General features: G+C 50.5%; 23 protein-coding genes. 17 read left to right on the top strand and 6 right to left on the bottom strand.

The window, feature by feature from the left end; genetic code table 11:
* Nucleotides 1–123: 123 nt before the first annotated feature.
* Nucleotides 124–783: a MarC family protein gene (locus tag BM347_RS10560; protein ID WP_093916426.1), complete on the top strand. Its 660-nt coding sequence runs from the start codon at nucleotides 124–126 to the stop codon at nucleotides 781–783.
* Here BM347_RS10560 and pncA read toward each other — a convergent pair.
* Nucleotides 764–1,366, bottom strand: coding sequence for a bifunctional nicotinamidase/pyrazinamidase (gene pncA / locus BM347_RS10555; protein ID WP_093916425.1), 603 nt, complete (start codon nucleotides 1,364–1,366; stop codon nucleotides 764–766). The two genes, BM347_RS10560 and pncA, sit on opposite strands and share 20 nt — an antisense overlap.
* Nucleotides 1,367–1,471: 105 nt before the next feature.
* Here pncA and trhO point away from each other — a divergent pair, with 105 nt between their 5' ends.
* From trhO to BM347_RS10520, 7 genes are all read left to right on the top strand, one after another.
* On the top strand, nucleotides 1,472–2,401 hold the full coding sequence (trhO, locus tag BM347_RS10550; RefSeq protein WP_093916424.1) for an oxygen-dependent tRNA uridine(34) hydroxylase TrhO: 930 nt from the start codon (nucleotides 1,472–1,474) through the stop codon (nucleotides 2,399–2,401).
* Between the two features lie 66 nt (nucleotides 2,402–2,467).
* Nucleotides 2,468–3,289, top strand: a complete 822-nt coding sequence (locus BM347_RS10545) for a flagellar motor protein MotB (protein ID WP_093916423.1) — start codon at nucleotides 2,468–2,470, stop codon at nucleotides 3,287–3,289.
* A gap of 101 nt (nucleotides 3,290–3,390) precedes the next feature.
* Nucleotides 3,391–4,698: a flagellar hook protein FlgE gene (locus tag BM347_RS10540; RefSeq protein ID WP_093916422.1), complete on the top strand. Its 1,308-nt coding sequence runs from the start codon at nucleotides 3,391–3,393 to the stop codon at nucleotides 4,696–4,698.
* A gap of 43 nt (nucleotides 4,699–4,741) precedes the next feature.
* Nucleotides 4,742–6,196, top strand: coding sequence for a flagellar hook-associated protein FlgK (gene flgK / locus BM347_RS10535; protein ID WP_093916421.1), 1,455 nt, complete (start codon nucleotides 4,742–4,744; stop codon nucleotides 6,194–6,196).
* Between the two features lie 11 nt (nucleotides 6,197–6,207).
* On the top strand, nucleotides 6,208–7,194 hold the full coding sequence (locus BM347_RS10530; protein WP_245764245.1) for a flagellin: 987 nt from the start codon (nucleotides 6,208–6,210) through the stop codon (nucleotides 7,192–7,194).
* The gene (locus BM347_RS10525; protein WP_425442460.1) at nucleotides 7,194–8,294 is read left to right on the top strand and encodes a flagellar basal body P-ring protein FlgI; all 1,101 of its coding nucleotides are present in this window, start codon (nucleotides 7,194–7,196) and stop codon (nucleotides 8,292–8,294) included. The genes BM347_RS10530 and BM347_RS10525 overlap by 1 nt, the downstream gene beginning before the upstream one ends.
* Nucleotides 8,295–8,797: 503 nt before the next feature.
* Nucleotides 8,798–10,471 carry an ABC transporter ATP-binding protein gene (locus tag BM347_RS10520; RefSeq protein ID WP_245764244.1) on the top strand — a complete coding sequence of 558 codons (1,674 nt, stop codon included), beginning with the start codon at nucleotides 8,798–8,800 and terminating at the stop codon, nucleotides 10,469–10,471.
* A 338-nt stretch (nucleotides 10,472–10,809) separates the two neighbouring features.
* Here BM347_RS10520 and BM347_RS10515 read toward each other — a convergent pair whose 3' ends face one another.
* The 5 genes from BM347_RS10515 to fliF all read right to left on the bottom strand — a co-directional run bounded on the left by BM347_RS10515 (nucleotide 10,810) and on the right by fliF (nucleotide 15,415).
* The gene (locus BM347_RS10515) at nucleotides 10,810–12,039 is read right to left on the bottom strand and encodes a hypothetical protein (protein ID WP_093916417.1); all 1,230 of its coding nucleotides are present in this window, start codon (nucleotides 12,037–12,039) and stop codon (nucleotides 10,810–10,812) included.
* A 119-nt stretch (nucleotides 12,040–12,158) separates the two neighbouring features.
* Nucleotides 12,159–12,899 carry a flagellar type III secretion system pore protein FliP gene (gene fliP / locus BM347_RS10510; protein ID WP_093916416.1) on the bottom strand — a complete coding sequence of 247 codons (741 nt, stop codon included), beginning with the start codon at nucleotides 12,897–12,899 and terminating at the stop codon, nucleotides 12,159–12,161.
* Nucleotides 12,896–13,189, bottom strand: coding sequence for a FliM/FliN family flagellar motor switch protein (locus BM347_RS10505; RefSeq protein ID WP_093916415.1), 294 nt, complete (start codon nucleotides 13,187–13,189; stop codon nucleotides 12,896–12,898). The genes fliP and BM347_RS10505 overlap by 4 nt, the downstream gene beginning before the upstream one ends.
* Nucleotides 13,182–13,778 (bottom strand): FliH/SctL family protein, encoded by a 597-nt coding sequence (locus tag BM347_RS10500; RefSeq protein ID WP_093916414.1) that lies wholly within the window; start codon nucleotides 13,776–13,778, stop codon nucleotides 13,182–13,184. The genes BM347_RS10505 and BM347_RS10500 overlap by 8 nt, the downstream gene beginning before the upstream one ends.
* Entirely contained in the window at nucleotides 13,775–15,415 is a 1,641-nt protein-coding gene (gene fliF / locus BM347_RS10495; RefSeq protein WP_093916413.1) for a flagellar basal-body MS-ring/collar protein FliF, read from the bottom strand. The genes BM347_RS10500 and fliF overlap by 4 nt, the downstream gene beginning before the upstream one ends.
* Nucleotides 15,416–15,533: 118 nt before the next feature.
* Between fliF and BM347_RS10490 the strand changes: the two genes are divergently transcribed.
* The 9 genes from BM347_RS10490 (at nucleotide 15,534) to BM347_RS10450 (ending at nucleotide 24,396) form a co-directional block, all read left to right on the top strand.
* A complete protein-coding gene (locus BM347_RS10490) occupies nucleotides 15,534–16,022 on the top strand; it encodes a flagellar basal body-associated FliL family protein (RefSeq protein WP_093916412.1) in 489 nt (162 codons plus the stop codon).
* A 10-nt stretch (nucleotides 16,023–16,032) separates the two neighbouring features.
* Nucleotides 16,033–16,428 carry a hypothetical protein gene (locus BM347_RS10485; RefSeq protein ID WP_093916411.1) on the top strand — a complete coding sequence of 132 codons (396 nt, stop codon included), beginning with the start codon at nucleotides 16,033–16,035 and terminating at the stop codon, nucleotides 16,426–16,428.
* Nucleotides 16,425–17,045: a MotE family protein gene (locus BM347_RS10480; RefSeq protein ID WP_093916410.1), complete on the top strand. Its 621-nt coding sequence runs from the start codon at nucleotides 16,425–16,427 to the stop codon at nucleotides 17,043–17,045. Before BM347_RS10485 ends, BM347_RS10480 begins: the two co-directional genes overlap by 4 nt.
* Before the next feature lie 53 nt (nucleotides 17,046–17,098).
* A complete protein-coding gene (gene motA / locus BM347_RS10475) occupies nucleotides 17,099–17,968 on the top strand; it encodes a flagellar motor stator protein MotA (protein WP_093916409.1) in 870 nt (289 codons plus the stop codon).
* Nucleotides 17,965–19,893, top strand: coding sequence for a hypothetical protein (locus tag BM347_RS10470; RefSeq protein WP_093916408.1), 1,929 nt, complete (start codon nucleotides 17,965–17,967; stop codon nucleotides 19,891–19,893). The genes motA and BM347_RS10470 overlap by 4 nt, the downstream gene beginning before the upstream one ends.
* A gap of 117 nt (nucleotides 19,894–20,010) precedes the next feature.
* Nucleotides 20,011–22,125 (top strand): flagellar biosynthesis protein FlhA, encoded by a 2,115-nt coding sequence (gene flhA, locus BM347_RS10465; protein WP_093916407.1) that lies wholly within the window; start codon nucleotides 20,011–20,013, stop codon nucleotides 22,123–22,125.
* Nucleotides 22,122–22,895: a flagellar biosynthetic protein FliR gene (locus BM347_RS10460; RefSeq protein WP_093916406.1), complete on the top strand. Its 774-nt coding sequence runs from the start codon at nucleotides 22,122–22,124 to the stop codon at nucleotides 22,893–22,895. Before flhA ends, BM347_RS10460 begins: the two co-directional genes overlap by 4 nt.
* Nucleotides 22,892–23,977 (top strand): flagellar type III secretion system protein FlhB, encoded by a 1,086-nt coding sequence (flhB, locus tag BM347_RS10455; protein ID WP_093916405.1) that lies wholly within the window; start codon nucleotides 22,892–22,894, stop codon nucleotides 23,975–23,977. The genes BM347_RS10460 and flhB overlap by 4 nt, the downstream gene beginning before the upstream one ends.
* The gene (locus BM347_RS10450; protein ID WP_093916404.1) at nucleotides 23,974–24,396 is read left to right on the top strand and encodes a hypothetical protein; all 423 of its coding nucleotides are present in this window, start codon (nucleotides 23,974–23,976) and stop codon (nucleotides 24,394–24,396) included. Before flhB ends, BM347_RS10450 begins: the two co-directional genes overlap by 4 nt.
* Nucleotides 24,397–24,455: the final 59 nt, after the last annotated feature.

Below are 24,455 nucleotides of genomic sequence, written 5' to 3'. Positions count from 1 at the left end.
ATCTTAGGCTCCGTTAGGCGATGTGTTTGTGACGCATCCCGATTGACGGGGCAAGGGAATAGCCGCTGACATGGCCATAAACCTATGGTATCGCAGGAAGCATCCCCCAAATAGGTCCGCTTTATGTTGGAATGGCCCAATCTTCTAAGAGAACTGATCACCTTGTTCGTTGTGATCGATCCCATCGGCAGTTTGCCGGTTTTTCTATACGCGACGGCCAATGTGCCCAAAAAACTGCACCGCAGTTTTGCGCTACGTGCTGTGTTGGTGGCCGGGGTGGTCTTGCTGGCCTTCCTCATCGGGGGACAGTTCTTGTTGGAATCTCTGGGCTTGCGGCTTGGATCGTTTCAAGTGGCCGGTGGCATCGTCCTGTTTCTATTCGCGCTGAGTATGATCTTTGGCGAGCCCAAACCGACACAAGAGATAGAAGCTGCCGAGCGCGATCACTTGGCAGGCGCTGTTTTTCCATTGGCAATGCCGTCTATCGCGTCGCCGGGTGCGATGCTGGCCATTGTCATTTTGACGGATAATCACAGCAACCCTGTATCAGATCAGGTCATCACGGCGGCGCTTTTACTGCTGATACTGGCTGTTACCTTGGCGTTGCTGCTGATGGCTGGCAAAATTGGGCGGCTCATGGGCACAACAGGGGCCAGCGTGATCAGCCGCGTCATGGGCATCATTCTGGCAACCGTTGCGGTCGACGCCACGTTGGGCGGCCTCGACGCGCTTGGCATTTTGAACCTATCGCCGGTTCAGCAACCTACGCTTGGGTCAGGGTAACACCGGCTGCAACCATCCCATCAATGGCCGCAGCAAGGGACCCGTCCAGATCAATTGCACGGCACAGGTCTTGTCTGACCTCAACGTTAAAGCCCAATTTTGCAGCATCTACTGCCGAATAGTTTACACAGAAGTCCAAGGCCAACCCGACCATGACCAAATCCGTAATGCCACGGCTGCGCAAATAGCCATCAAGCCCCGTTGGCGTGGTGTGATCGTTTTCAAAGAACGCTGAATAGCTGTCGATATCAGGGTTGTACCCTTTGCGAATGATCAGATCGGCGGCTGTACCATTCAAATCAGCGTGAAACTGCCCCCCCTTGGTGCCCTGAACGCAATGATCCGGCCAAAGAACCTGCGTGCCGTAGGGCATCTCGATCATCTCATATGGCCCTCTGCCCGCATGCGAAGACGCAAAAGAAGAATGGCCCGCCGGATGCCAGTCTTGGGTGAGAACGACGGCATCCACATCTGACATAAGGTCATTGATCCGCGCGATAATTTCATCCCCTTGGGGTACTTCCAGCGCCCCGCCGGGGCAAAAGTCGTTTTGGACGTCGATCACGATCAATGCTTTGGTCATCTTGTTTTCTCCTTATCACACCTCACGATACCATATCTTCACGCTCAGGTCAGGGCGGAAAGCACCCTCTTGCCTGACGCGCGCAGGGGGCGTATCTGAGCGCCCATGTATATCATTGCCGCCCTTTATCACTTTACCCGTTTCAGCGATCCTGATGGCCTGCGCGCGCCGCTTAAGGCGCTGTGCGATACGCAGGATGTCAAAGGCACCTTGCTGGTTGCTGGCGAAGGGATCAACGGCACCATCGCGGGGCCACGTGCCGGTATTGATGCCGTGATTACCCATATTAAATCCCTACCTGGCTGCGACGGATTGGAGTGGAAGGAAAGCACCGCGAAAACCCCGCCTTTCGGCAAAATGAAGGTCCGCCTGAAGCGTGAAATCGTCACGATGGGGCAGCCTGATGTAGATCCGACCGACCGCGTTGGCCACTATGTCGAAGCCGCAGATTGGAACGATCTGATCAGCCGCGATGACGTCGCCGTAATCGATACCCGCAACGACTACGAAGTTTCGATCGGGACGTTTGATGGTGCAATCGACCCGCAAACCAAAAGCTTTGGTGAATTTCCAGCTTGGTGGCAGGAAAACAAACACCGTTTCCACAACAAGAAAGTCGCGATGTTTTGCACGGGCGGTATTCGCTGTGAGAAATCAACGAATTACCTAGTTGGTCAGGGTGTCGAAGATGTCTTTCACCTCAAAGGCGGCATTTTGAAGTATCTCGAAAATGTGCCTCAGGAAGACAGCAGCTGGCAGGGTGAGTGTTTCGTTTTTGACAACCGGGTCAGTGTTGGCCACGGGTTGAAAGAGGGGCCTCATATGCTGTGCCACGGCTGCCGCCGGCCGATCCTGCCCCAAGATACCGCCCGCGACGGCTACGAGGCCGGGGTAAGCTGCCATCAATGCGTCAATGAAACCTCTGATACCGACAAGGCCCGGTTTCGCGAACGCCAGCACCAGATCATGCTGGCCCGCGACCGCGGAGAGGACCACATGAGTGCGGCACCATCCGGTCAGAATACTGACAATTAAGGATGTTAAGCTGCCCGTAACACCTGCTTGTTACACCTTACCTTGGGTGAAAAAAGGGTAGTGAGAATGGCGGCGCAGGCAAATGCGGCACCAGTCATCATTAAACGCAAAAAAGTAGTCAAAGGCGGCGGGCACCATGGCGGTGCCTGGAAAGTCGCTTACGCGGACTTCGTGACCGCAATGATGGCCTTTTTTATGTTGATGTGGCTGCTGAACGCGACAACAGAACAACAACGTCAGGGGCTTGCTGATTATTTTTCCCCTTCAATTCCTATCATGCGGGTTTCGGGTGGTGGCGACGGCGCGCTGTCGGGCGACAGCATTTTCTCGGAAATGACATTGCCCAAAAGCGGCACCGGTGCGTCAGCGCCAGATCAAGCCGGCGAAGGCCAGGATGCCAGCAGTGGGCCGGACGTCGACGGCGAGAACGAACGCTTCAAAGTCGTGGATGAAACGCTCATGGGGCGCGGCGGCGAATCCATGGTCATGGACGAGCTGAAACGCCACGTCGTCACGAAAGTCACCGACGAAGGGATGGTTATTGAACTTTTCGATGTCGAGGACACAACCCTCTTCAAACCGGAAACCGACAAGCCGTCGCCGCTGCTTGAACAGCTGCTTTATGTAATCGCAGACGCCACGAAAGTTGTCGTGAATGACATTTCAGTGGCTAGCCATGTCCGTTCAAATCCAATTGTAGCGATCGAGAACCCCGTCTGGGATCTATCATCGCAGCGCGCGACTGTGGCCCGTCTGATACTGGAAAAATATCTGGATAACCCGAAAAGAATCCAAAAAGTAATAGGTTACGCGGACCGAAAGCCGGAAACAGAGAACCCGATGGAAGTACGCAACAACAGACTACAGGTGATTTTACTCAGACAATAACGGCCGAGAACTATGGCGTATTTTATCTGTTAGTCAGGCGTTAAGTGAGAAGCGCCTATGTGTTGAACCAACGTCGATTGGAACAATAGAAAGGCTAGCGCATGACAATTTCATCTTCGCTCAACGCAGGGGTTGCGGGACTTCAGGCCAACGCAACGCGTTTGGCCTCCGTTTCAGACAATATCGCGAACTCATCCACTTATGGATACAAACGCGTCGTCACGGATTTTAACTCACTGGTGCTCAGCGACGGCATCAGCGGCTATACTGCAGGCGGTGTACGTGCCTCTTCCAACCGGTTGGTAAGCGAAAGCGGAGCTGTGATCAGCACGTCGAACTCAACCGATCTTGCCGTGCGTGGACGTGGTTTTTTGCCGGTCACCACAAAAAATGCATTCGAGGCTGATCCAAGCGGCGACAGCAGCAGTGAAATGATGCTTGCAACGACGGGGTCCTTTAGACTGGATTCAGATGGATTGCTAACAACAGAAACCGGCCTGCTATTGCTCGGGTGGCCCGCAAATCAAGACGGCAGTGTTTCGAACTACCCGCGCGATACGAACGACGGGCTCAGCCCGGTGCAGTTTGCACTCAGCCTCAGTGGGGACCCCACAACCAAAGTTAATATGAGTTTGAACTTGCCAGCAACCTCGACCGAGGCAACCGGGTCGGGTGAGTCGCAAGTGCTGTCGATCGAGTATTTCGATAACCTTGGGACCTCGAAAAGTATCTCGATGGAGTTCACCCCGACGGTCCCCGCTACGGGCGCTTCAAATGAATGGACTGCCATTTTGACGGATTCGGCCCAAGCTGGCGCAGTGGTCGGCGAATACGTAATCACATTTGATGACAGCCGCACGTCTGGGGGCACGATCGCCAACGTCACGACAGTATCAGGCGGCGGCTATGACCCGGTAACAGGCGCTATGGTTATCAATGCCGCCAGCGGCCCGATCGAATTTAACATCGGGGCCATCAATAGCGGAACCGGTCTTTCGCAATTGTCAGACAGCTTTGCACCTATTGCGCTCACCAAAGACGGTTCTCCGGTTGGTAATATGGCGTCAGTAGAAGTCGACGCAAATGGTTTTGTAAATGTGCTCTATGACAATGGGTTGCGCAAAACAATTTATCAAATCCCGCTGGTTGATCTGCCAAACGCCGAGGGGCTCGTATCCCTGGATGCGCAGACCTACATGATCTCTCCTGAAAGCGGTGCCTATTTTCTTTGGGATGCAGGTGACGGGCCGACAGGCGACATCAAGAGCTATGCCCGCGAAGAATCCACAACCGATGTGGCGACTGAATTGACGACAATGATCCGCACACAACGCGCCTATTCATCAAATGCGAAAGTTATCCAAACGGTTGATGAGATGCTTCAGGAAACCACGAATATCAAACGCTGATCATAGGTAATCAGCATCCCAACACAGTGAACGCGAGGTTAATATGAGTATTACCGGGGCACTATCAAACGCGATGCTAGGTCTTCAAGCGGCTGGCCGTGGGTCCGAAGTTATAGCGGCCAACATTTCCAATGCGCTGACGCCGGGCTACGGTATGCGAATACTGGAACTTTCCTCGAATGCGTCCTCTACTTATGGCGGCGTCAGGATCAGTGGCGTCAGCCGTCAAATGAATGACAGCTTGGCCCAGGACAAGCGCCTGGCTGATGCCGCGAATGCGAACGCCTCGACGCTCCACGGCATCTATACGACCGTCGAAAACATATTTGGCTCGCCTGACGAACCAACCGCGCTGACTGCGCAGATGGCTGCGCTAGAAACAGACCTGCTCACTGCCGCAAGCCGGCCCGACGCACCGGAGCGATTGTCGATGGCTGTGGCGTCGGCTCGCAATCTGTCAGACAGCTTTGTTAAAGCTTCGAAAACGCTGCAAAAATCCCGAACCAACGCCGACCGAACGATCGGCATTCAGGTTGACCGGCTGAACTCAGCACTGTCAGAAGTTCATACATTGAACAGAATGATCACAAAATCGCAGGTTCAGGGCGGGCAGAATAACGCGCTTTTGGATCAGCGCCAAATGCTGATCGACGAGATCAGCGTTCTTATCCCGGTCCGCACCGTACCGCGCGACAATGGGCAAGTTGCTTTGTATTCATCGGGTGGCGTTATTCTGCTTGATAGTACAGCTGCTGAAGTCAGCTTTGACAGAACCAACACCGTCACACCTTATCATGACGTAAATGCCGGGACATTGTCGGGGATCACCGTGAATGGCTATGCGATCAGCACTGCGTCAGACAATGGCGGGCTTTCCGGTGGATCCATTGCGGCACAATTTAAAATCCGGGACGATATCGCAGTCGAGGCGCAAGGCCAGCTTGATGCAATGGCCCGTGATCTCATCGAACGTTTTCAAGATCCTGCAGTAGATTTGACCCTTACCGCAACCAGTCCTGGCCTCTTCACCGACAACGGTAGTGCCTTTGACGCTGCTGATGAAATCGGAATTGCCCGGCGCATGACAATCAACGCAGCCGTCGATCCGAAGCAAGGTGGCGAAGCCTGGCGACTGAGGGATGGATTACTCGCTGCCACAACAGGCGATGCCGGAGATGGGGCCCAACTGAACCGATTGATTGATGCGCTGACAGTAGCGCGACCCTCGTCAAGCGGGCTTTTCGCCGGGGGAACATACGCCGCAATTGATTTGGCTTCGACGGTAACGTCTCATTATGCGGTCAAAAGGGACAGCGCTGAAAACACGCTGAGCTTTAACGCCGCACAAGTTTCTGAACTGACCGAACGATTGCTCGGTCAAGGCGTGGACAGCGATCAGGAGCTGCAAAAACTTATGCTGGTAGAGCAAGCCTTTGCCGCAAATGCACGCATGCTCCAAACCGTCGATGAACTAATGCAAACACTACTGGGGCTATAAATATGAGTAATATGTCTATCGGAGATCTCGCTCAGTCCTTCGTACTGCGGCAGCGCAGTACCGACCTTAAGCAACAGATGGCACGCCTAACGCAGGAGCTTACCACTGGGCAAGTTGCTGACGTACGCCAGGCCATAAAAGGAAACTATAGCTATTTGACAGAAGTAGAGAGGAACCTCGAGGTTCTGAATGGGTACAAAGCAATCACTACCGAGGCGGGCATATTTGCCGGCAACATCCAAACAACGCTCGGCCGGTTTCAAGAAGTGGGTGCGCAACTTGCCAACAGCTTGGTCGTAAGCGCCATCGGCGCAACCTCGGGCGGTACCACTGAAGAGTCCAAAGCCGCCGTCGATGCGCTCGTCGGCGTACTCAACACCACGTCGGCCGGGCGTAGCATGTTTGGCGGTGCCGCAGCCGACAGGTCCCCGACAGAGACCTCTGATGTGCTGCTTTCTGAGTTAAAGACTGCGATGTCTGGGGCAGCGAACCCTGATGATATGTTTATCGCAGCTGAAGCCTGGTTCGACAGTCCAACCGGCTATGATCTCGCGTTTTACCGGGGCGGATCCACTGCTCTTTCGGACGTGCGGCTTTCTAATACAGACCAGGTTACATTTGATATCCGCGCAACAGACCCGAAACTTAAAAAATCACTCCTTTTTGCAAGTGTGGCTGCCCTCGCCAACGATCCAGCCTTTGACCTTGATGAAACACAGATTTCCGAGGTCTTTAATCGCGCTGGCACTTCCCTGCTTGGCGCAAGTGATTCACTTACATCACTAAGGGCAGAGGTCGGGGTTCTCGAAGCACGGTTAGATAGCGCCGCAACACGAAATGCTACCGAGATGAGCGCAATTGAACTCGAGAAATCAGCCCTCTTACAGGCCGACCCTTATGAGGCCGCAACAAAACTGGAAGAAGTCCAATTTCAGCTGCAAAGCATCTATTCAGTCACCGTGAGAATGTCGAAACTGTCACTGGCGAACTTCCTATGATGCGTCAGTGCATAGCGTTTCTTTGCCTGCTTCTATTGAGTATTCCTGCCTATGCTGGGCCAGTCCGGATCAAGGATCTCGTTAACTTCGATGGCGTTCGCGAGAATGACTTGGTCGGATATGGCCTTGTCGTCGGGCTTGATGGGTCCGGTGACGGGCTGCGTAACGCGCCATTCACCGAAGATATAATGACAAATATCTTGGAGCGTCTGGGCGTAAACGTAACAGGTGAACAATTTAGACCTAAAAATGTCGCGGCTGTATTTGTGACTGCGACATTGCCGGCATTTGCAAGGACGGGCAACCAGATCGACATCACTGTTTCGGCGATCGGCGATGCCAAAAGTCTGATGGGCGGCACCCTTATTATGACCCCCCTTAACGCTGCTGACGGCGAAATTTACGCCGTCGCTCAAGGTACAATTATCGCTGGCGGCGCTGTTGCAGAAGGTGACGCAGGACAGGTTACGCAAGGTGTCCCTACCTCCGGTGTCATCCCTTCAGGCGCGCGTGTCGAGCGCGAGATTGACTTTCAATTGGCCGCGCTGATGAATCTAAGGGTTGCCCTAAGAGAAGCCGACTTCACAACCGCAAGCAGAATTGAAGCTGCAATTAATAAAAATTTCGGAAGACGTGTCGCAATTATGCTGGATAGCGGAACCGTCCAACTGGATATTGAAAATACAAATATGGGTTCTGTCGCGCATGCACTTGGCCGGATTGAAAACATAACAGTGGAACCGGAGCGCAAAGCCCGCGTTGTCGTGGATCAACGGTCCGGCACAATTGTTATGGGTGAAGATGTTCGTATCTCTCGTGTGGCAGTGTCGCAAGGCAACTTGACAGTAAGGATTCAAGAGGAGCCTGTCATAGTCCAACCCAATCCGTTTGCGGAGGGAGAGACGCTCGCCGTCCCCCGTACGCAGGCAGATATCATAGAAGAGCCGGGGATAGGTTTGGCCGATATTCCCAGCGGTACCTCTCTGTCAGAGGTGATCGCGGGCCTCAATGCACTAGGTGTCTCCCCCAGAGATATGATCGACATTCTTAAAAGCATCAAAGCTGCTGGAGCGCTTCACGCCGAATTCTTGGTACGTTGAAACGTTATGCACCGTTGTAAATTATGTATGCTCAGTCATAGTATCAAAACTGCTGTTTTCAATATATTTTCGGGTGTGATCTGTGATCTCACCGACGCGTAAATGACGTATTTTGGCAGCGAATGGTGATTGTCACCGATGACCTGCCCCCCGAGGCTCCCTCATTCATAACTAGAGTTTGCGGGTGTGGTTTTCATATTCTTCATTGTCGGTTTGGACAAGCACGGCGTGCGCGGAGACCTCAAATTGCTCAAGCGCGCGACGCGCTTCTGCGGCTGTTTGGTTTCCGAGTAATGAGTGTGGCCTCCAAAATTACGGCCCATAGTAGGCTACAATCAGCTCTTTACAGCTCCTATATTCAGCATTAGCTGTCCCACTTACTCTAAAGGAAGCAGAGCACCGCTAACATGCTGAAAAGGTTAACAGCCACAATAAATAGCAAAATGATTGTACGGTTGCTTCGTGAGAACTTCCGGTTGCAATCTTTCAACTACAGCATCGCAATGACCGCCATGGTGGTTATTGCTGCGACAACAGCGCTCACAGCATGGATTATGGGCGATATTATCGACTCAATGACGGACACAGAGAGCCGCGGAAGGGTGTTTGCAGTTGCTGGTGCCGTTGCACTAATTTTCTTCACAAAGGGGTTGGCTACATACATACAGGTTGTCTCACTTAGTCGTGCCGGCAATAGCATAGTAGCTGCACAACAACGTAAATTGTACAACCGGATTCTCGAACATGGGGTGTCCTTTTTCAACACTAGCACTTCTTCAGATCTGCTTATGCGCGTTACCTATTCCGCACAGTCCGCGCGCACTGTAATCGATACTATTGTGGTAGGATTTGTTCGCGATTTGCTTACGCTTATTGGGCTCATCGTAGTGATGATTTATCAACAACCAATACTGTCGCTTTTTTCCCTCGTTTTTGGCCCGATCGCCATTCTAGGTGTGCGTAGAATTTTGACCTATGTGCGCAAGATTATGGAAGCTGAAATGGCTTCCATGGCAGAGATTATTAGGGTCATCCAGGAGACATCTATTGGCATCCGTGTGGTCAAGGCATTTGCTTTGGAAAATCAAATGGCCACTCGAATGAATGATGCAGTCGGCGCGGTTGAGAGTAGGGCAAATGCTATCGCGCGGCTTGAGGCGGCAACCAGCCCACTGATGGAAACTCTATCGGGATTTGCAATCGCGGCTGTAGTAGCTTTGAGCGCGATTAGCTTTTTTGGAGATAGCTCAAGCTCACCCGGAGAACTAATGTCATTTATCACAGCTTTGTTGATGGCTTATGAGCCGGCAAAGCGATTAGCGAGAATGCGAGTAACCATCGAGGCTGGAATGATCGGCGTCGGACTAATGTATCAAATTCTTGACACGCCCATAGCTGTTCAAGAAGCAGAAGACGCAGTACCTCTTCCTGAAGGTCCCGGTGAAGTAACATTCAAAAATGTGAGCTTTCAGTATGAAAATGGCAATCCGTTACTAAGCGACATGAATGTAGCCTTTGAGGCGGGCAAGACGACTGCATTGGTAGGCCCGTCCGGTGGTGGTAAGTCGACGATCATTAATCTAATCTTACGCCTTTATGACCCTGTAGAGGGCTGCATCGAGATCGACGGTTGCGATCTGCGAAAGGCCTCGTTCGAAGCGCTAAGGGACAGAATGGCCTTTGTCGGACAGGATACGTTTTTGTTTGGCGGAACTTTAAAGAAAAATATCGCGCTGGGGCGAAAAAATGCAACGGATGAAGAAATTATAGAAGCATCCAAAGCTGCAAATGCTCACGACTTTATTCAAAGTATGCCGCAACAATATGACACAGATGTTGGAGAAAACGGAGGCAATCTTTCCGGTGGTCAACGGCAACGTATTGCTATAGCCCGCGCAATCTTGCGCGACAGCCCGATATTGATTTTAGATGAAGCAACCAGCGCCCTTGATTCCGAAGCAGAGTTTTTGGTGAATGAAGCTTTGCAACGGCTGTCTAAAGGCAGAACTACAATCGTTATTGCCCATCGGCTGTCAACTATTTTACATGCCGACAAGATCGTGGTCATCGATAAGGGAAAGGTGGTAGAGCAGGGAACTCAAAGTGAGTTACTATCTCAAAATGGATTATTCCTGGCACTTTATAACAGACAATTCAACGGCTCAAGACACGAGTAAACTCAACCAACTTGTAGCATTCTGAAGATCAAGTTCATGTTGTTCCTTCTCAGCATCTCAATATAGGCCCAACCGCCCCCTCTGCGATCAAAGCAAACTGGCCCAACAGAGACCAAGCAATCCATTCCGGATATTCCTGCGGACACCTAGGAAACTAGGGGCTATTCATTCCTGAAGAGAAAGACGATGGACAAAATGGCCGCCTGAGTTCACATATTTAACCCCAAGGACTCGCGCAAGGCTGGAGGGAACTTGGGGCACAGGGCAGTATTTGCTCAGCTCTTTCCGTGATATCCGCTCCAGCCCCCACACGGTATGGCCCAGGCATCGCAATACGTTTATCGAAACAGTCGGATTTGGCCAAATAGTAATGCGGTTGGGCCAGGCCAAATACCAAACCTAAACGCTACTATGATCGCCAACACTACGGCCAGACCGACATGCATTACAGAAGCGGCCAAAGCCAAGCTTCGGACCTGTAGATCATCCGGGTAGAAACAAAAGGCTAGAAAAAGTAGAACCGCTATTGATATAAGGGTAATCAACTCTTTCCTTCCTGCGGTTAACTCAAGTATTTCCTCACACGCTCCAAGTAAGCTTTTACAATAGTGGCTAGCAACAAATAGAAAAACGCATAAAGAAAACAACTGCTGCTCATCACCGAAAACCGGTGCATAGATCTTTCCTAATCCGAGAGGGATCATCGAACAACCGCCACCAATTAAAAATATCCCCAAATTAAGCATAGCGGTCGACTCTATAAAGTCAAATTTACCACCGAAACTCAGGCTTGAAACCAAAACAGATTTCCCCCTATTAAGGAAGTAATTGAGTAATGGCAGCATGGTCATTGAGAACGTCCTCGCGATTAGGTATACTCCAGAATCTTGCATATCCAAAAAGATTGGCACGACTAAAATATCCATCCTGCTGAATACAAAACTAGCAAGAGAACTCGATACTATAGGGTTTTCTCCGTGCGCATTTTCCTGATTAGGAAGTGAAGAAAAAATGCCCCATCGAACGAGCACGAAAATCACTAATGGCGCAAAGATAATGGTCGCCATATTTTCGACGGTTATGAAGCCGATACCAATCAAAACCCAGTAAACGCATGCAGACAATATATATCTCGAACTACGAAAGTATGCGGCGACCACCAAATTTCTCGGCGTAGTGACGAAGCGCCGATTCCAAAAAACATCCACCAAGAAATATGTGGAAATAATAAAAAGTGAGAATATGTCATTGAGGTATATTGCTCTCAATATTACTACAAAAATCACCGAACCCGACACATAAAATCTCCAAATCCCGAATACATGACGCTCCATAAATGCCATATTTTTTTGTAAGGAAATTTTTCCACCTATAACCGATTTTAAAATTTTTCCAGTCGTTTCACACCACAGAATTAGAAGGAGTACTAACCCTGCGCTCTCAAGTCCGAAAGCGTCGAAAAATGTTAGTCCGATAATTAGTAGAGAAACATTGTTTAACAACTTTAAGATCATTAGCCCGAAACTGTGAGCTACGAAATTCGCAGGAACGAGCTCTGATTTTTTCATTCCGGCCCAATCCTTTAAGAAATATTAAACCAAGAAAAATTATAGCTCAACTGTGCTCCACCCACAGGAGCAATTTCATCAACCGTTACCCTGAATGATACGAATAATATCAGAGAAGCTCACATATAGCTCCGAACCAAACTCCCCGCGATCAAACTCCATCCATCTGCGACGACAAAAAAGGCAAGCTTGAAAGGAAGTGAAACCACTGAAGGTGGAACCATCATCATCCCCATAGACATCAAAATTGCAGCGACGACCAAATCAATTATGAGAAATGGCAGATATATAAGAAATCCGATTTGGAAAGCGCGTGTTATTTCGGAGAGCATGAAACTTGGAACAAGTAAGGACAAAGGTGCCTGTTCATCCAAGTTATTGGAATCTCTACTGTATCTCAGATCGGACAGTGCTGAAAACGTATCAATATCTATTCGAGAGACCATAAAAAGTTTGAACGGCTCGACAGACTGCAGGAATGCTGTTTCAATATCTATTTGTTGCGCAGTTAAGGGCTGAATTCCGTTTTTCCACGCTGCTAAGAACACTGGTTCCATAACAAAATACGTTAGGAACAAGGCCAAACTTACAATTAGCATATTTGGCGGCGACTGTTGCAGTCCAATACCTTGCCTGAGAATAGAGAAAACCGTTATTAGAAATGGGAAGCAGGTCACCATTATTGCAATACCTGGAGCCACACTCAGTACGGTCAACAAAAGAAATAGCTGAACAGTTCGCGCAGAGATCGATCCATCATCGCCGAGCGAAAAGGCGATGTCCTGTGCTGCAACCGGTGCTGCTTGGGCAAAAAGTACTGCTGCACCAAGCAGGCAAACAATTTTAATGCGCAGGATCATATAACCGATTGCATATCAACGATTTCGGTCAGTCGAACTGTCAGTTGATCCGATGCCTCGCCCTCTTGCTCTTCCAGAATGCCTCTCGCGATAAGCCTGTCACCGACGTATAATTCAACGGGGTCATCGACCCGACGGTCCAACGTTAGAATGGCATTTTCACCGAATGAAACAAGATCTCTGACAAAGGGCCTTGATTTTCCAACGCATACCAGAACTTCTATCGGTACTGATGTGAAGGGGTTAGACGGATCGGACGCGGCGTGGGAGGTGGAGGCGGGCTTATCCATAGGAAGCCTCCGAACCAGACTGTTCGACAAAGGCCGATAAGGTTTGAGTGATCCGCTCGCACATATCATCAATGTCAATGTGGCGCTCAAGTCCGCTAGATCTCAGATCAGCTTGCGCGGAACCAAGATCAGCATTCTCTTTGATGGTAAAGGGGAGATCCTTTTGATTATCCACAATTCCCTGAACTGCGCTTAAACTCTCTGGTGCCACATTAATTTCAATAGAATCTTCGGTAGATTGGGCTAGCACTTCACTAATTTGCTCGATCAAATTTGAACGTAACGCTTCTCGTGAAACACCAGGAAGCAACTTTTCCAGCATCGCGGTGGCGATCGGGCGAAGGCTAACTAAAAGCTTGCTCCGCGCCTCGTGATACGTGAATTGCATATCTTGAAAATTCTGCGTCAACTCAGCCAGTACTCTTTCTTGCTCCGCGCCATGTGCGGTTGTGGCATCCTGCCAGCCGGATTGATAACCATTCTCAAACGCCTGCAGGTTCTCCTCGGCGGTGGTCGCCAACTGAGGGGAGTTCATGCCATCTGTTTCGAGTTCCTCTTGGAACTCATCGTATAAATGCGCGAGCGTCATTGCACCTTCTCCTCTTTTTCCTCGAGCCAGGTTCTCAGAATCTCCACTGTCTCCTCTTGCTTGTCCCCGATCATATTTCTGAGTCGGTCAACCGGATTATCCTGACCCGGGTTTGCACCTGATTGCTGAAGCGCGCCGCCAAAATTGTTGTCGACTTCGCCATCTAGTCCGGGCAGATCAAAGGTAGGTAAATTTTGAGCCATCTCACCCGGCAATGGAGGGCCTCCTCCTTCAGTTTGGCCATTCGCACCCATAGGAAGCAACGCGGGTGGCCCAGCAGAGCCGGTCATATCGGGAGCCTTACTCAAAAGTGGCCGCACAACAAAGAGACCCAAGATGATCGTAACAAGCCCGAGAACAGCCATTTGAATAGCGGAAACCAAGTCAAGGTTTAGCCTATCAACCAAGGATGTACTTGCCTGAGTACCCGCTGGCGTAACGGATTGGAGGGCCATTGACTTGATCGTAATGATGTCGCCGCGGTCCTCTACATAGCCGACTGCAGATGAAACAAGTTCCCGGAGGGTTTCCAGCTCAACTTCACTTCGTGGTTGCACCACTTGCTCGCCGTTTTCATTGGTTGAGGATTCTTCGTTAACCAAAACAGCAACCGTCAGGCGTTTGATGGCACCCGGGGCGCGCAGAATCTCTCGCTCAGTTTCGGAAACTTCGTAGTTAACCCGCTCACGTGTTTCGGAGTTGGTTAATGACGAACCACCGCCACCGCCCGCGCCGTTTTCATCCGGCAGATTACTTGCGACCGTCACCGCGCCGTCACCGCTACCGGAGGAACTATTGTTGCGCGCTTCTGTCTCGGTGCTGATTGCAACCCGCCCGTCAGGATCAAACCGTCGCTCTCGTACCGATTCACTTTCGGTAACCGTCTCTACACTCACTTCGACAATTGCGTTTCCTGGGCCTACGCGCGCCTCCAAAAGACGTTCGGCCTTGTCCCGCAAAACAGCCGCCTTGTCATCGCCCTGAATAGCAGGCGCAGGATCATCACCTGACCCTACCAAACTGCCATTCGAATCGATAACCGACACATCATCAGGGTCCAGTCCTGCCACGGCCGATGCGACAAGGTAGCGAACCGCCTTGGCCTGCGCCGTTGATATCTGGCCCCCATTGGGCTTCAGAGAGACAGACGCTTTGGGCGTCACGCTTCTTTGAAAAGGATTCGAACCTGTTCCGGCAATATGAACCCTGGCCTGCGAGATTTGCGGGCTTGCAACGATGGTCCTCGCAAGCTCGCCCTCTTTTGCACGCCAATATGCTGCATCAAACATTTGCGATGTCGTGCCGAATCCGGTCAGATTATCCAGCAGCTCATAGCCACTGTTTCCATTAGCCGGCAGCCCCTCACTGGCAAGGGTCAAACGCAGCTCATCCCGCATGGTTGAATCGACGAATATTGCACCGCCACGGACATCAAAGGCGACGCCTTGCTGTTCTATCGCACGCACGACATCACCTGCCGCACCGCTGTCCAGCCCCGAATAAAGCAGCGTCAAATTGGGAGATGTCACAATTTTCGACATCATCATTATGCCGAAAAACATCGAAACCGTTGCGCCCACGATGGTAATTTGCTTCCCCAAACTGAGGTTCACCCAGATGTTCAGTAATTGCTGCACAGTCTCTCCATCTCCCCAAACATTCTGCTCGGTACTTGAAGTACAAATGGACCAACTGGCTTAATAATCGGTTAGTGCAATCAGGGTTATACAGCTTTCAACAAGAAAGCGGGCCACTATGACACAAACCGATTCCGAAGAAGCAGAAGCAGAGCCAAAAAAATCAAAACTACCTTTGATCTTGAGCGTTGTTCTCGCGCTTGTCGGAGGGGGAGCAGGTTTTTACCTAACTTGGAGCGGGACCATTCTGGGAGCAGCTCCGGACGATTCGGCTGAGGTCGAGGAAGAGGGCATTTCGCCAATTGACGATGTTGCGTATATCCCAATTGAGCCGCTGGTTATCTCGCTGCGAAAACCCTCAAAATCCAAACATCTGCGGTTTCGCGCCCAATTAGAAGTGCCGTCGCGTTACCAAGCAGATGTTGAGAAACTGATCCCACGTGTCACAGATGTTCTAAATACCTACTTACGCGCTGTAAGGGTCGAAGATTTCGACGATCCGGCCATCCTCGTTAGATTGAGAACACAAATGCTGTACCGAGTCGAAATGGTACTCGGCGAAGATCGCGTAAATAGATTGCTTGTTATGGAATTTGTTTTCACATGAGGGGGCCGCAATGGGGCTAATCGCAGACATATTGCTCGCTGCCGGTGCATTGGGTGCGGCATTCTACTGTTTCATACTGAGCAAGCGCCTAAAGCATTTCAATAGCTTGGAACAGGGCGTTGGCGGTGCCGTTGCGGTCCTTTCGTCACGGGTCGACGACCTGACAAAGACCTTATCGTCCGCTCAAGAAACCGCTGCGACTTCGGCAACTACCCTATTGGAACTGACCGATAAGGCCGAAGAAAGCTCAAGGCGTATGGAGTTGAGGATGGCATCGCTGCACGATATCCCAGAACTCGAAACGGCACCGGCGAACCCTGGCAAACTTCCCAAAAACGGCACCGCTAAAGAGATTCAACAAGAGCCGATGTTCATGCGCCATTCCAAAATGAAGGAAGACCAATGAAGCTTTATCATTACGCCTTAAAGTTTCGCGACGTGAGCTCTTTGACGCTTATTATCGCACTTTTCGTGGGATCTGCGGCAACGCGGTTAACATTAAGTGCCGGGTCAGCTTTTGCCCAAACACCCGAGCAGGATGTGACGCCTACGTCCGAACCAATGCAATTGGAAACGCCTAAAGAAGGCGGGGCACCCGCAGGAACTCAGCGGGATCGTTTGGGAAAACTTCTAAAAACTTTGCAAGAAAAACAAGCGCAGTTAACCGCGCGTGAAAAGGCCCAAGAAGACCGCCAGCGCGCTCTTGATGATGCAGCCCAGAGAATTGATGAGCGGCTTGACCAGATCGCAATTGCCGAACAGAAACTGCGCGACACACTCGCATTATCCAACAATGCGGCTGAAGATGATCTCGCACGCCTTACGACTGTCTATGAGAATATGAAGCCCAAAGATGCCGCCGCACTTTTTGAGGCGATGAAACCTGAATTTGCGGCCGGATTTCTGGGCCGCATGCGCCCTGATGCTGCTGCAAATATCATGGCCGGGCTTAAGCCGGAGTTTGCTTACACCATCAGCGTCATCCTTGCTGGCCGCAACGCGAACGCAAAGAAATCAGGATGAGCAATAAATGATCTCGGCTTCGCCCTACCTCGAAAATTAACAGTGAGTATAACATGATCGGCATAGTTGGTATTATTACGATTTTCGTGATGGTTTTCGGTGGCTACTTGGCTGCAGGCGGGAAGATGGGAATCATCCTGAAATCTCTACCTTTCGAATTTACCATGATCGGTGGTGCCGCTGCAGGAGCCTTCCTGATCAGTAACGACCTTCCAGCAGTCAAGCACACTCTTAAGGATGTAGGAAAAGTATTTAAGGGACCGAAATGGAAACACGAAGACTATCGTGATTTGTTATGTCTGCTTTTTGAATTGGTTCGGCTGGCGCGTCAAAACCCTATTGAGATTGAAGGCCATATCGAGGCTCCAGACGAATCCGCGATATTCCAGAAGTATCCCAAAATCTTAACGGATAGCGAAGCTGTAGCGCTAATTTGTGACACGATGCGGTCAGCTTCGATGAATTACGACGACCCCAATCAGGTAGAGGAGGTGCTGGAAAAACGGATGGACGCCAATCTAGAACACTCACTTCATTCTAGCCATGCTCTTCAAACGGTTGCCGATGGGCTTCCTGCGCTTGGGATCGTCGCCGCTGTTCTGGGTGTTATCAAAACAATGGCATCGATCGACCAGCCACCTGAAATTCTTGGGAAGCTGATTGGTGGTGCCTTGGTCGGGACATTTCTCGGCGTCTTCTTAGCCTACGGTCTTGTCGGACCATTCGCGGCAAAGGTCGCCGATGTTACCAAGGAAGACGGCCATTTCTACCTGTTGATCAAAGAAGTTCTGGTCGCAAACCTACACAATCACGCGACAAACATTTGCATAGAGGTCGGGCGCCAAAATACGCCATCCCACTGCCGCCCATCGTTCACCGAGTTGGAAGAAGCATTGAAAGAGTTAAAACAGGTCGCCGCATGAGGCAACTTTTTCTCTTTCTTTTCAGCGGCATGATTGGCTCAAGTGTTCTTGCCGAACCTATGCTCGTCCGTTCCGGAGAACACGGCGGGTTTACCCGCGTCGTTATCGACGCGGGCCAGAAAGCGACTTGGTCGGCAAAACACTCGGGTAAACTCGTCGAAGTTTCCGTCAAAGGGCCGGAGAACTCTTTCAACCTCGCGCAATTATATAACCGCATCACACGAGAGAGGGTCCAATCCGCAGATCAATCCGATGGCATTTTGCTATTGGAATTGGACTGCGACTGCAGCGTCTCGATTTTCGATTCCCCCCCAGGAATGATCGTTGTCGACATTGCATCACCTGATGTCGAACTCACCACGCCTCTCCTAGCGAAAGCGCCCAATCCTGTGGACGTGCCTAATGACCCAATCGAACCTAAACCAAGTAAAGAGAAAGAGCTCGTAAAGGCATTGCCTCCAAGCAATGATATCCTCGCAGGGCTCAGCATGCGGTCAGAAAGTACGGCAATATTTCAAGCTGCTATTGCTCACGATATCGGCAGCTTGGGAACCCAAGGCATTTTGAAAAAAAGCGTCCCCATTGGGCCAGAGGCTGGCTTGAAGAAAGTTCCGCCGCTAACCCTTGATCTAAGCAAAAACCCGCTATCAGAGTTTAGAAATGTCAAGATCGGAAGCTCTCTTGAAGAGAAGCTTACACAACAAAACGATGCCGGTACCGCAGAGTGTGGGGACACCGAGACACTAGCAAACTTGGGGGAAGCAATAGTCACCGGAGACTTCGCGAAGTATCAAGATCCGAACACGGTAATTGACCCACAACAGCAGGAAGATACAGTCAGAATCCTGGATTATTTGCACAATGGGCTTGGTGCCGAAGCCGCCCAACTCATACCGTATTATACCGGTAACGATGCAGAAATATCTTTTCTAAAGATGGTATCGGACCTATTTGAATATGGTCAATCCGATAAGGTAGATCAGGTATCATCACAGCTCAACTGTGCGCCAAGTCTAAAGATTTGGGCACTGGCTACATACAAAGGTAGCGGATCGGATCTTACAGAAGAAGGTATCAAAGATAGCCTACTATCTTTTTCAAAGTTTCCACGTCACCTGAGAAATATCATTCATCCACTTCTAGAAGAATCCATTGATAATATAAGGAAAGGGAAAAGTAGTAACGCAGCTTCAAATCAGCTCGCGGCATCTTTTCCGGACTTTCTAAAAACATTAAGTATGAATGCGGAGAAATCTGACTTCACAGACATTTTTTCCAATAATTTTTCACAAAAAGAGGATTCAACGCCTACCGTTAGCAAAACAACTAAATCGCTGGCATTAGCTGTCGAAGATAAAATTGGAAAAGGGCAACCTGCAACTCTTCAAGAAATGAAAGTAATTGATATGGAGGTTTTTGATGCTGCTGACACCGATGACGAGGGCCGCCTAACAGCATTGAAACTTAGCGCACTTCTTTCAAGGGGGGAGTTCTATAGCGCTTATGACCTACTGGGGCAGCAGAAAAGCAAAGACGTCGTATTGGTCGAGCGGATGGCGAATACTATGTTCGATAGCTTGGCCACACGCGCATCAGATGTTGAGCTTCTTGAGCTTGCCATGCCAATTGAGGAGAGGTTTCGAAGTCTTCTAGACCCTCAAACCATTGATAAAATATCGGCTCGCCAGAATAGCATAATGGCATCAATCGGCGTGGCCAGCGCGCCAAACCTCGGAACCTCAAATACCCGCGAAACCCGTGATCAAGCGGATGCGGTTGTATCACCTGCATTTAACACTGGCCCCTTCGCAGAGCTCGCCTCGCAAAACAACTCTGCCAGTAGGGACATCAACGTACCCACCGCTGAAGAGACCTTAAACTCAGCACAAGAATTTAGAGATTCTTTAGAAAAGTTGATTAGGTAAAGTTAACTACGCTGATGAGTTGCAGACCGAAATCTTTTTTCTTCTGTTCACCATTGCACGCGATCACATACCTCGATCATTCGCGCACGCATATCTTGGCGAATATTCTGCAGCTCAATGCAAACCGAAGCAAGGATACCTTCATTGAACAGGCCGGTAGAGAAAAGCGTTCTCTTCAATCCTACGGTTCTTCTAGCAATGGCATTGATGGCAATCATTATCATGATGATTCTACCGATGCCTTCCTGGGTGCTCGACGCCGGTTTGGCGATATCTTTTGCATTGGCAATTCTTATATTCTCCACCACCCTCTTCATTGACCGGCCATTAGACTTTTCTTCATTTCCAACGATTTTGCTCGCATCACTGATGTTGCGTCTGTCTTTGAACGTTTCGTCTACTAAACTGATTATTGGACAGGGCCACACCGGAACAGATGCCGCGGGTGATGTAATTCAGGGCTTCTCCCAATTCGTCATGGGGGGGTCAGTGTTTCTTGGCTTGGTCGTGTTTACGGTTCTGCTGATCGTCAACTTCATGGTGATCAACAAGGGCGCGACGCGCATGGCCGAGGTCGGAGCGCGATTTGCATTGGATGGCATGCCAGGTCGGCAAATGGCAATCGACAGCGATATGTCAGCCGGTGCGATCACCCACGAAGAAGCACGGCAACGTCGAGAGCAAGAACAGCTTGAAACAACGTTCTTTGGTTCTCTTGATGGGGCCTCGAAATTCGTCAAGGGTGACGCCATTGCCGGCTTACTTATCACATTGCTCAACCTGATTGCCGGTTTGGTCATGGGGGCAATCGTTCATGGCATGCCAATCGGAAAAGCGTTTGAGACCTATGCGATTTTGACGGTTGGCGACGGTTTGGTAACGCAAATACCAGCCGTCATCATATCTGTTTCGTCGGCATTGTTGTTGGCAAGAGGCGGAACAATTGGCGCGACAGACGTCGCAATGCTTAGTCAGCTAGGAAGGTTTCCCGCAGCGCTCGGGACAGTGGCCGTTCTTATGTTGATTTTTGCGGCCATTCCCGGCTTACCCTTTTTGCCATTTGTGTCTGGGGCTGTCGCCTTAGCGCTCGCCGCGTTCTTAAGTCACAAGGCTGCAAAAACCCCTGCCCCGATTGAGATTCTTGATGAAGATGAACCCGTCGTCGCAAAGCCAAAGCAAATAGGCGACATTCTGGAATTGGATGATATTCATGTCCAGTTTGCACCAGACTTGATCAACATGGTTTTAGACCCCGGCACAGGGCTGGATGCACGAATTGGAAACATGCGCACCCATATCGCCTCGGTTTATGGCGTCATTTTACCTGAAATCCGGATTACTGATCAGCCAAACCTAGAAGTCGGCACATATGTCATAAGAATTCAGGGGGTTGAGCAAGCCCGATCTCGGCTCAATGCCGACCAAGTGCTTGCCTTAGCACCAGATGATAAAGATATCCTACCTGCTGGACAAGATACGCAAGAGCCAGTGTATGGGGCCCCCGCCCGCTGGATTAACAGCCGCGATCAGGAGGAGGCGGCCCTTGCTGGTATCACCCTTGTTACACCGACAGAGATCCTGGCGACACATCTTCTCGAAGTCGTTAAACAGAATTTCAGCAGGCTTTTGACGCTCAAGTCCCTTCGAAGGCTCCTTACGGAAATGGTAAGCCTGTCCGACCAATCGCGTTCCGAGGCGAACCGAAAACTTCTAGACGAACTGATACCCGACAAGGTGCCCATCGATGTTTTGCATAATGTCTTGCGCCTGTTGCTGGACGAACAAGTATCCATCCGCAATCTGCCGTTGGTATTGGAGTCGATTGCCGAGGCGCGGGCCAGTAACTCGCAAATTCAGGCGATCTGTGAACATGTCCGTCAAAAGCTAGGCTTTCAGCTTGTTGCAGAACTGCGGCGCCCGGATGGGACATTGCCGCTCGTCCAGCTCGACCCCGAATGGGAACAGCGGTTTGAAGAATATCAGATTGGATCCGACCGAAGTCTGGACATTGCTCTGCCCCCAGATGTGTTCAACAACCTTGCTGATGGCGTTGCGGAATGCCTATCCGAGGCCAACCATAACGGTATTTTCGCCGCAGTTGTGACCAATACAAAAAGACGAAGGTTTTTGAAAACCGTCATGCAATCCCGCGGAATATCAAACCCTGTTCTTTCCTTTGAAGAGATCGGCCCCGAAGCACGTCCTGCATTGGTTGGCGTTGTTAAAGCATGATTTCTGCACTGGAGCCCTTGCAAGCGCTTTTAGGTGACAGTTTCTGGCATATTTTCATCGTTTTTCTAAGAGTAGGTGCCGTTGTTTCAGTGATGCCTGCATTTGGAGAGTCGATTATACCGACGCGGGTCAAGATAATTGTCGCAATTGCGTTCACCTTAATCGTCGCGCCCGCAGTGTCGGTCACACCCAGCCCGAACAATATCGGGACTTATGTTGGTCAAGCGTTAGCCGAAACCACCAACGGCCTTATGCTAGGGATCGGTCTGCGGATGTTTATCCTTGCCCTTCAAACGGCGGGGTCCATTGCCGCCCAATCAACATCTCTGTCACAGATTTTGGGCGGCGCGGCGTCAGAACCGGTTCCAGCGATGGGCTATATCTTGGTTTTTGCCGCTTTCGCATTGGCCGTCACGACCGGCCTTCATGTCAAAGCAGCCCAATTGATGATTTTCTCTTATCAAATGTTGCCGCTTGGGGTTTTCCCTAACGCAGCGGATCTATCGATGTGGGGCGTGCACCAGATCAGTTTGGCGTTTTCCCTCGCCTTTACGCTTGCAGCTCCGTTTGTGGTGCTGTCGCTGCTATATAATCTGGCCCTTGGTGTGATAAATAAGGCGATGCCCCAACTGATGGTCGCTTTTGTCGGGGCCCCGCTTATCACCGCGGGCGGCTTGTTTATCTTGTGCATTGCGACGCCCGTCTTGCTGCAAACGTGGTTGGAAGCACTGAACATGTTTATCCTTAACCCGTTCCGTGTACGACCATGAGTGATCAGGATGATGATCAAGAAAAGTCATTTGACGCCACAGCGGAAAAGCTTGCCGAGGCTCGAAGGAAGGGCGACGTCCCTAAATCAACGGACCTCTTTACCGCGGCCGCTTACGCAGGGTTATTCATATCGATCAGTTTTATCGGCCAAAACTCGGTAGATCACTTGGCTACGGCATTGGTCTCTTTACAAAAACAAGCGCCGGACCTGATACAGATATTTTTTGAAGGGTCTGCATTCAGCATATCAGGCGGTTTGTTGGCGATCATTTTTCTAGCGATGCTGCCCATCTTTGGATTGCCAGCCGTTTTTGTTGTCACCGCAATATTTGCCCAAAAGGCACTGGTATTTGCACCGTCAAAGCTGGTGCCAAAGCTGTCTCGGATTTCCATCATCTCAAATGCAAAGAACAAGTTCGGGCGAAACGGGTTATTTGAGTTCGGCAAGAGTTTTCTAAAACTTTGTATATATTCAACCTGCTTGGCCGCGTTCTTTACGTTCCGCATGGCAGAAATTATTGCGGTCTTGCGAACCGACCACCAAACCGCCATCGCGCTTATGGTCAAACTCAGTCTGGATTTTCTGTTAATCGCCGTCTTGGTATCAGCAGGTATTGGGGCGGTAGATGCGATTTGGCAGCATTTCGAACATCTAAGAAAAAACAGGATGTCGCGCAAAGAAATCCAAGACGAGCAGAAAAGCTCGGAAGGCGATCCACATCTCAAGCAAGAGCGCCGCCAGAGGGCCATGCTGATTTCACAAAGCCAAATGATGGCCGATATTCCAACCGCAGACGTTGTTATCGTCAACCCCACTCACTATGCGATCGCGTTGACCTGGAGCAGACTGCCGGGTGAGGCACCGGTATGTGTTGCGAAAGGGGTCGACGAGATAGCCAAAGCAATACGCTTAGCTGCGACCGACGCAAATGTTCCGCTCCACAGTGATCCACCCACGGCACGGGCGCTCTACGCGACAACAGATATCGGCGACATCATAACACCCGACCATTTCCCCGCAGTGGCCGCCGCGATCCGCTTTGCCGAAGCGATGCGCCGACAAGCAAGGGGCCGCGTATGAAGCTGAACAAGAAACTTCTAGACATCGAGAGAATCTTTGAGGTTCAATACGAGAAGAAGCAAAAAGAGTTTCGTGAGTTAACCTTACAAGAAGCCAGATTGCGAACCGAGATCGCAGAGTTAAACAGCCGATATCTGGAAAGCTGTGAAATTGGTAATGCGCGCTTTGAAATGCGATCTATCGGCGCGGATGTGGCATGGAACGCGTGGGTAGGCCGAAAAAAAACCGAACTAAATGTCGAACTTGCTCAAGTTCTCGCTGTTAAGGACCAGAACCTCAGACTGGTCAGGGAAGCGTTCGGAAAACTCTCGGTTGCCCGCGAGCTCAGCCGAAAAATGCGCCTTAAGCACAAGAATATGCTGCGAGAGAAGGCTCTCATTCAGGCGATTGAAAATTCCACCCAAACGCATAGCAGCTGAAGCGCAAAACGGTTCAAAATATCGCAAGATTGTATCGTTGCTGGCTCTACCATTGGACA

Origin of the sequence: Sulfitobacter marinus (assembly GCF_900116285.1) — a bacterium.
Classification (GTDB): Bacteria; Pseudomonadota; Alphaproteobacteria; order Rhodobacterales; family Rhodobacteraceae; genus Sulfitobacter; species Sulfitobacter marinus.
This window is presented reverse-complemented; position numbering and strand designations above follow the sequence as displayed.